The sequence below is a fragment of the Bradyrhizobium sp. 31Argb genome, assembly GCF_043638955.1.
GTDB lineage: Bacteria > Pseudomonadota > Alphaproteobacteria > Rhizobiales > Xanthobacteraceae > Bradyrhizobium.
Map to the genome: position 1 here is coordinate 1 of NZ_JBEGDB010000567.1, position 1,755 is coordinate 1,755.

The following is a 1,755-nucleotide window of genomic DNA, read 5'->3' on the forward strand; positions in this document are numbered from 1 at the left end:
GGTCCTCCTTGCCGACCAGTTGACCTGTTACCCATGTCGCCGGTCTATTCTGTTACCCATGTAGCCGGTCAGGACCCTGAGCAGCCCTCTCCCACAAGGGGAGAGGGCGCAACAATTGGCACCTTGAGTCCGAGCTGAAGTCGGATGCGCGCTGCGCTCCATCCGGGCTACGAGAAGAACTACTTCGGCAGCTTGGGGATCATGCCCTTCAGCTTTTCCATATCCTTGATGTTCATCTTCATGCCGCCGGCCATGATGATGTCGCCGGGCTTCTGATCCGCCTTGCAGGGACCGAGCCACTTGGCCTCGATGGTGCCGGTGGTATCGCGCGCCGCACCGGCGGAGCCGCGATCGGCGTGCGAGGTCGTCTTCACGGTGTAGGCGGAGTTGAAGTCGCCGGCGATCTCGGCATGCGAGGTCACCGTGACGCCGGCGACGCCGCACACGGAATCGCTGACATAGCCGGTCGCCGTCCTCTGGATATCCTGCTTGGAGCAGATATCCTTCGCCATCGGCGAGACCGCCGTGCTCATGTCTTTGTCGGTGGTCTCGTCGGTGCAATGCTGCATCGTCATTTCGGGCATGGTCGAGCCCGTACGCACGATCTTCATCTCCCACAGGCCCGCTTTGCGAACAGGGAGATCGACGGCGCCGGCCACGCCCGGCAGCAGCGCAGCCAGGCCTATGGCCGATCCGAGCAGAACGAAATGTCGTGTCATGCGGCGATGCCGGTAACGGGCGGCGATCAATAAAGCGTGCGCAGCGGCCGCTCGGCGGCGCTCCAAGGCACCCAGCGGCAGGAGAAGGAGACGTAGCCACCCTCATAGGGCTGCACCGCGAGGAATTTCACCACCTTGCCGTAGGAAGCGCAGTGATCGACCGCGAGCTGGCGGGCATCGGCCTGCCTTGCCAGCGAATAGGCGATAATGCCGCCGGTATCGTTGCCCTTGAACGGGGGCACCCAGTCGGCCTGGGCCGGTGCAACGGCCAGCATTGCACCTGCGGCAACCATGCCAGCGGCCAGAATCCTTCGCATCGCAGACCTCTCCTTAAATCCTTGGGCGACACCATAAAGTGCGCCGGCGACGGTGAAAAGAATCGTGGGCCGGAGATTTGCGGAGTTCTCCGCCAGTGTTGCCGCGTTGCACTTGACCTTGCCCGGGCTTCGCGGCACCGTCCCGCGCGTTGGATATCCGGCGGATTCTCATGTGCAACTCTGTTCGTTCCTTGACCAAAACTGGCCTCTGCGCCGCATTCGGCCTGCTGTTTGGCCTGTTGGCGTCCGCCCAGACCGCGCACGCCGCCAATCCGCTCGAGCTGAACTTCTGGCTGTTCGGGCCGAGCTATGAAGGACGGGTGGCCCCCTGCGAGGCAGCGCTGCCGACCATTGCGTCTCAGTTCCAGGAAAAAGAGGGCCAGTTCTGGAATTCCCCGCTGGTGATCACCGGCTATTCGCGGATCCATGAGACTGCTTTCCGTCCCTGGCAGTCCGACAACATCCCGCGCCGCTACTGCTCGGGCGACGCGATGTTGAGCGACGGCAAGGTGCGCACCGTGCATTTCTCGATCATCGAGGACGGCGGCTTTGCTAGCATCGGCCAGGGCGTCGAATGGTGCGTGGTCGGACTGGACCGCAACTGGGCCTATAATCCCGCCTGCAAGTCGGCCCGGCCCTGATCCTTAGGCCGTGTGGACTCTTGGGATTCTCAAATCAGATTGAACGTGATTCAAGGCTTTCTTTTAGGAGGAAGCCTT

Annotated in this window: 3 protein-coding genes; 1 reads left to right on the forward strand and 2 read right to left on the reverse strand. The window is 62.4% G+C overall.

Features of this window, described 5'->3' with window-relative positions:
- Window positions 1-179: 179 nt before the first annotated feature.
- On the reverse strand, window positions 180-719 hold the full coding sequence (locus AAFX91_RS41415) for a DUF3617 family protein (RefSeq protein WP_130582683.1): 540 nt from the start codon (window positions 717-719) through the stop codon (window positions 180-182).
- Between the two features lie 26 nt (window positions 720-745).
- Complete coding sequence (locus AAFX91_RS41420; RefSeq protein WP_130582682.1) at window positions 746-1,036, reverse strand: hypothetical protein; 291 nt, start codon at window positions 1,034-1,036, stop codon at window positions 746-748.
- Window positions 1,037-1,206: 170 nt separating this feature from the next.
- Between AAFX91_RS41420 and AAFX91_RS41425 the strand changes: the two genes are divergently transcribed.
- Complete coding sequence (locus AAFX91_RS41425; protein ID WP_130582681.1) at window positions 1,207-1,677, forward strand: hypothetical protein; 471 nt, start codon at window positions 1,207-1,209, stop codon at window positions 1,675-1,677.
- Window positions 1,678-1,755: the final 78 nt, after the last annotated feature.

Bases quoted from the DNA above. Each gene is read 5' to 3' on its own strand.
- AAFX91_RS41425 (WP_130582681.1), top strand. From the start codon at position 1,207: ATGTGCAACTCTGTTCGTTCCTTGACCAAAACTGGCCTCTGCGCCGCA.
- AAFX91_RS41415 (WP_130582683.1), bottom strand. From the start codon at position 719: ATGACACGACATTTCGTTCTGCTCGGATCGGCCATAGGCCTGGCTGCG.
- AAFX91_RS41420 (WP_130582682.1), bottom strand. From the start codon at position 1,036: ATGCGAAGGATTCTGGCCGCTGGCATGGTTGCCGCAGGTGCAATGCTG.